Consider the following 6000-nt stretch of genomic DNA (forward strand, 5'->3'; position numbering starts at 1 on the left):
CACCAGGACAGGGCTTTTCAATTGCAGCAGACGCTTAGAACACAACGCCCTGGCTACGCAGGTAATCGTCATAGGTGCCGCTGAAATCGATCACGCCGCTAGGGCTGAGTTCGATAATGCGGGTGGCCAGGGACGATACGAACTCACGGTCGTGGCTGACGAAGATCAGCGTGCCCGGGTAGTTCTCCAGCGCCAGGTTCAGTGCCTCGATGGATTCCATGTCCAAGTGGTTGGTCGGTTCGTCCATGATCAGCACGTTCGGCTTTTGCAGGATCAGCTTGCCGAACAGCATGCGACCTTGCTCACCACCGGAGATGACCTTGACCGACTTGAGGATCTCGTCGTTGGAGAACAGCATCCGGCCGAGGGTGCCGCGAACGATTTGCTCGCCACCCAGGGTCCATTGGCCCATCCAGTCGAACAGGTTGCAGTCGTCTTCGAAATCGTGCGCGTGGTCCTGGGCGTAGTAGCCCAGTTCCGCGGCGTCGGTCCACTTCACGGTGCCGGCATCCGGGGTCAGTTCGTTGACCAGGGTGCGCAGCAGGGTGGTTTTACCGATACCGTTCGGGCCGATGATCGCCACGCGCTCGCCAGCTTCAACCTGGAAGCTGAAGTCCTTGAACAGTGTCTTGCCGTCAAAGCCTTTGGCCATGCGCTCGACGATGACCGCCTGACGGTGCAGCTTCTTGGTTTGTTCGAAACGGATGAACGGGCTCACACGGCTCGAAGGCTTGACTTCGGCCAGTTGGATCTTGTCGATCGCCTTCGCGCGGGAAGTGGCCTGCTTGGCTTTCGAGGCGTTGGCCGAGAAGCGGCTGACGAACGATTGCAGTTCGGAGATCTGCGCTTTCTTCTTGGCGTTGTCCGACAGCAGTTGCTCGCGGGACTGGGTCGCCACGGTCATGTACTCGTCGTAGTTGCCCGGGAACAGGCGCAACTCGCCGTAATCCAGGTCAGCCATGTGGGTGCACACGCTGTTCAGGAAGTGACGGTCGTGAGAGATGATGATCATCAGGCTGGAGCGCTGGGTCAGGATGTTTTCCAGCCAGCGGATGGTGTTGATGTCCAGGTGGTTGGTCGGTTCGTCGAGCAACAGCACTTCAGGATCGGAGAACAGCGCCTGAGCCAGCAATACGCGCAGTTTCCAGCCTGGGGACACTTCGCTCATCGGGCCGAAGTGCTGCTCGATGCCGATGCCCAGGCCCAGCAGCAATTCGCCGGCACGGGATTCGGCGGTGTAGCCGTCCATTTCGGCGAACTCGGTTTCCAGTTCTGCCACGGCCATGCCGTCTTCTTCGGTCATTTCCGGCAGCGAGTAGATGCGGTCGCGCTCGGCCTTGACCTTCCACAGCTCTTCGTGGCCCATGATCACGGTATCGATCACGGTGAATTCTTCGTAAGCGAACTGGTCCTGGCGCAATTTACCCAGACGCACGTTCGGCTCGAGCATGACCTGGCCGCCGGACGGCTCGAGGTCGTCGCCGAGGATTTTCATGAAAGTCGACTTGCCGCAACCGTTGGCGCCGATCAGGCCGTAGCGGTTGCCCGCGGCGAATTTGACCGAAACGTTTTCGAATAGCGGCTTGGCGCCGAACTGCATCGTGATGTTAGCTGTAGAGATCAAAGGTTTTTCCTGCGAAGCATTCAGAGTAGCTAGGGTTGCGGCAGTACCGATTCAGTACCCGTTTCCGGTATTCGAACCACAGGAAATGCATCCCGGTCAGAAGCGGAAGGTCCATCTGGCAATAAGTGGACAGCAGCATATGGAGCGCTTGGCCCGAGTCGAAGTGCGCTGAAACGGGGTTCATTCCCGTCATCAACCAAGGGGGGCGCGTAATGTTTGGCGGCGATTGTACTGGTCTGGCTCTTTAAACGATAGGGCGTTAAGGCCGCACGGCCACTTTGGCAGCATCAGTGGACAGATTTTCACAGTTGAAGGTTAACTATTGGTTACAAACTGTGGCTAAAATGCCATCTATCACCCGATGCCGACAGGCGGCATAGGCTCAAGGACGCGCTGTTTCGTATTCAGACGCTGTACAAGACCCTCGGGCCGATCGGCCGGCTAGGGACGCAGTTTGTTCACTTCTGACGTGTGACGATTTTTGTGAAATTGATCATTGCCGCTATTTACGTTGTATCCATTGCGTACGTCCACTTGCGCGGACGTGTGCGCCACAAGCTGGGCCGCCAACTGAGCGACCACTCGACGTTTCTGGCGCCGATCAACTGCTTCCTTTATCTGTTCTCGAAAATCCCCAACAAGCCTTATCTCAACCCGGCCGACTTTCCTGATCTGAGTCCGTTGCAGGACCATTGGGAAGAAATTCGCGCCGAGGGCCAAAACCTGCTCAGGGCCGGGGAGATCAAGCGCTCGAATCAATACGACGACGTCGGCTTCAACTCGTTCTTCAAGACTGGCTGGAAACGTTTTTACCTGAAGTGGTACGGCGACAGCCATCCTTCGGCCATGAAACTTTGCCCGCGCACAACGGAATTGGTGCAAAGCATCGGCTCGATCAGGGCCGCGATGTTCGCCGAGCTGCCACCGGGTTCGAAACTGGTCCGTCACCGCGATCCGTATGCCGGTTCCTACCGCTATCACCTGGGCCTGGAAACACCGAACGATGCCGGTTGCTACATCAACGTCGATGGCGAGAACTACCACTGGCGCGACGGTGAAGCGGTCATGTTCGACGAGACCTTCATCCATTACGCCGAAAACACCACCGAGCACAACCGCATCATTCTGTTCTGCGACGTTGAGCGGCCGATGAAGTATCGCTGGGCGGCGGCGTTCAATGGCTGGTTCAGCCGTAATGTGATGTCGGCGGCGGGCGCACCAAACGATGCGGGTGACAAGACCGGCGGTATCAACCGCTTGTTCGCCAAAATCTACAAGATTCGCCTTCGCGGCAAAGCGCTCAAGAAGCGCAACCGCAAGCTCTATTACATCGAAAAGTGGGCGATTTTCGGCGGATTGCTGGCGATTTTCGTCTTGATCTGAGTTTTGTGTTACGTCAGAAGACGCCATCGCGAGCAAGCTCGCTCCCACACTGGAACTTCTGTGATCACACTATTTGTGAACAACACAGAGCCAATGTGGGAGCGAGCTTGCTCGCGATGGGGCCATAACATCCACCGCAAAACCATCAATCAGCCACGAGACGTCTTCGTGGCTTTTTTCTGCGCGGCAGGTTTAGCCGCCGGTTTGGTCTTACCGGAGCTCTTGCCGCCGAGGCTGCGTTTAAGCAGCTCGGTCAGATCGATAACGTCTGCGGTTTTGCGCTCCTCTTCGCCAGTCGCTGTTTCGACATCCTCGATCTTGCCTTCATTAGCCTTCTTCTCAACCAACGCCATGATCTTGTCTTCAAAACTGTCGCGATAATCCTCGGGTTTCCAGTCTGCGCTCATGTCCTGAACCAGTCGTTTGGCCATGTCGAGTTCACCCTTGGCCAGTTCGGGCTTGGTGACTTCACTGCCCAGCTCGAGGGTGTCCAGACTTCGCACTTCGGCGGGCCAGCGCAGCATCACCAATACCATTGCCGATTCCAGCGGCATCAGCGCGGCGAGGTGCTGGCGCGTGTGCAGCACAACATGAGCCAGGGCGACTTTATTGGTTTTGCTTAACGTTTCGCGCAACAGCGCATAGACCTTGCCACCGCGTTTATCCGGCGCGAGGTAGTAGGGCGTATCAATGTTTTGCAGGGGGATCTGCTCGCTGTCGACAAAGGAAAAGATGTCGATGGTCTGAGTGGACATCGGGTGCGCCGACTTGATTTCCTCTTCGCTGAGGACCACATACCGACCCTTTTCATACTGCACACCTTTAACGATGTGTTCCTTGGTCACTTCCTTGCCGGTGGCCTTGTTGACGCGCTTGTAGCCCACCGGGTCCATGCTGCGGCTGTCGAGCCAGTCGAAATCCACCCCTTGCGAGGACGTCGCCGAGACCAGCGCCACAGGGATATGCACCAGACCGAAACTGATCGCGCCTTTCCAGATTGCCCGTGCCATGGTCGTCTTCTCGCGAGTGATGTTCAGGTGACCTGTGACGCTGTGCAAAAGTTTCAGCGGGCTGCGACCCGGTCCTGCGGGCGTATCGGCGGTCGGGTCAACTCGTGTTACATCTTGTGAAGGAGGTTTTAGTTAACAAATCCGAACCCCGGGCGTAGCGTGATATCGAAGTTTCTATCCACGCTGATGTCGAGAGGCTCCCCATGAACAGATTTGTGCTCGGCTGCACCGCGTTGGCGTTGAGTGGCGTGCTGAGCAATCTGGCCCAGGCTGACACCGCATCGCCACCTTCTTCATTACTGTTGGCCCAGAGCCCGACGGGCCACACCAGCAATCCTTACAACAGCCCGATTCGCCGGGCCAATCCCAACAGCATGCAAGGCACGCAACCCAGCGCGCCGACCATCCGTGGGCCGAATACAGTGCCCGTGCCGCGCCCTCCGACGCTTGACAATAGTGGCGTCGGCAACCGCTATCCTCAGGGTCACTCGCCTCCCGCCACCCCACCGAAATTCATTCCCAACCCACCTCATCGAGACGCAGACACCAGCAACCGTTGAACGGCACGACAGCGTTCTTGCCAGCCATTCGAACGACAAAAGGAATCGTGCATGTTGCGTAAAACCCTTCTGGCCACACTGTGTGCCAGCGCACTGATCACCGTCACGGCGCCCGTTTTCGCAGCGCCAACCCAGAATTTTAAAAGCGAACAGGGCACCCTTGAGGTGACGACAATGACCAAGGGGCTCGAACATCCCTGGGCCTTGGCGTTTCTTCCCGATCGCCAAGGGATGCTGGTGACCGAGCGGCCTGGCAACCTGCGGGTCGTCAGCGCCGACGGTAAACTTTCCGCACCGCTCAGTGGCGTGCCAAAGGTTTGGGCCAAGGGGCAGGGCGGCTTGCTGGATGTGGTGTTGTCGCCCGACTTCAAGCAAGACCGCACAGTCTATCTGTCGTATGCCGAAGGGGGCGGTGAGGGCAACAAGGCCGGGACGGCGGTTGGTCGCGGACGTCTGTCTGACGACCTGACAGCCATAAAGGATTTCAAAGTGATCTTTCGCCAGGAACCCAAGCTTTCGGTCGGTAACCACTTTGGTTCGCGCCTGGTGTTCGACCGCGACGGCTACCTGTTCATCACCCTTGGCGAGAACAATGACCGGCCGACCGCCCAAGACCTTGACAAGCTGCAAGGCAAGGTCGTGCGGATCTACCCGGACGGCAAGGTGCCGGATGACAACCCCTTTGTCGGTCAGGCCGGCGTACGTCCGGAAATCTGGTCCTACGGCCAGCGCAATCCGCAAGGCGCGGCGCTCAATCCCTGGACCGGCACCCTCTGGGAAAACGAACACGGTCCTCAGGGGGGCGATGAAATCAACATCATCGAGCGTGGCAAGAACTACGGCTGGCCGATGGCAACCCATGGCATCAACTATTCCGGCCAGCCGATTCCGGAAGCCAAGGGCAAGACCGCCGAAGGCACCATCGCCCCGCGCCATGTCTGGGAAAAGTCCCCCGGCCTCAGCGGCATGGCGTTCTACGACGCTGACCGCTTCAAGGCCTGGCAGCACAACGTGTTTATCGGCGCGTTAGTGAGCCAGGAGTTGATCCGCTTGCAGTTCGAGGGCGACAAGGTCGTTCACGAAGAGCGATTGCTGGGCGAACTCAACAAGCGCATTCGTGATGTGCGGCAAGGCCCGGACGGGTATTTGTATGTGCTGACCGATGAGGACGATGGGGCGTTGTACAAAATCGGACTGAAGTAACCGACACCTGTAGCAGCTGGCGAAGCCTGCGTCCGGCTGCGTAGCAGTCGCCAATTCTGCCACCTTGGTTTACCTGAATGACCGCGTTGGCTGATTTTACGACTGCTGCGCAGCCGGACGCAGGCTTCGCCAGCTGCTATGTATGGACTCGCCCCCACTGTCTACCCGCTTTTGAAAAACCGCCGCCCCGTTGCATCTATGTATCAGGCCTATTCGAGGA

The 6000-nt window shown here is 58.0% G+C and carries 5 protein-coding genes; 3 read left to right on the plus strand and 2 right to left on the minus strand.

Translation table 11 applies throughout. The annotated features are described in order from the left end of the window. Positions 1 to 34: 34 nt before the first annotated feature. On the minus strand, positions 35 to 1624 hold the full coding sequence (locus tag WLY71_RS19160; RefSeq protein ID WP_347804790.1) for an ABC-F family ATPase: 1590 nt from the start codon (positions 1622 to 1624) through the stop codon (positions 35 to 37). Positions 1625 to 2107: 483 nt separating this feature from the next. On the opposite strand from WLY71_RS19160, the gene lpxO reads away from it, so the two are divergent. After that, positions 2108 to 3007, plus strand: coding sequence for a lipid A hydroxylase LpxO (lpxO, locus tag WLY71_RS19165; protein ID WP_347804791.1), 900 nt, complete (start codon positions 2108 to 2110; stop codon positions 3005 to 3007). Positions 3008 to 3156: 149 nt separating this feature from the next. Here the strand turns inward: lpxO and ku are convergent, their stop codons facing one another. After that, positions 3157 to 4017: a non-homologous end joining protein Ku gene (gene ku / locus WLY71_RS19170; RefSeq protein WP_347804792.1), complete on the minus strand. Its 861-nt coding sequence runs from the start codon at positions 4015 to 4017 to the stop codon at positions 3157 to 3159. A gap of 203 nt (positions 4018 to 4220) precedes the next feature. On the opposite strand from ku, the gene WLY71_RS19175 reads away from it, so the two are divergent. Further along, complete coding sequence (locus WLY71_RS19175) at positions 4221 to 4577, plus strand: hypothetical protein (protein ID WP_347804793.1); 357 nt, start codon at positions 4221 to 4223, stop codon at positions 4575 to 4577. A 51-nt stretch (positions 4578 to 4628) separates the two neighbouring features. Then, positions 4629 to 5780 carry a PQQ-dependent sugar dehydrogenase gene (locus WLY71_RS19180; protein ID WP_347804794.1) on the plus strand — a complete coding sequence of 384 codons (1152 nt, stop codon included), beginning with the start codon at positions 4629 to 4631 and terminating at the stop codon, positions 5778 to 5780. Positions 5781 to 6000: the final 220 nt, after the last annotated feature.

The sequence above is a fragment of the Pseudomonas rossensis genome, assembly GCF_039888995.1.
GTDB lineage: Bacteria > Pseudomonadota > Gammaproteobacteria > Pseudomonadales > Pseudomonadaceae > Aquipseudomonas > Aquipseudomonas rossensis.

Coding starts and splice junctions, on each gene's coding strand:
- WLY71_RS19175 (WP_347804793.1), top strand. CDS start 4,221: ATGAACAGATTTGTGCTCGGCTGCACCGCGTTGGCGTTGAGTGGCGTG.
- ku (WP_347804792.1), bottom strand. CDS start 4,017: ATGGCACGGGCAATCTGGAAAGGCGCGATCAGTTTCGGTCTGGTGCAT.
- WLY71_RS19180 (WP_347804794.1), top strand. CDS start 4,629: ATGTTGCGTAAAACCCTTCTGGCCACACTGTGTGCCAGCGCACTGATC.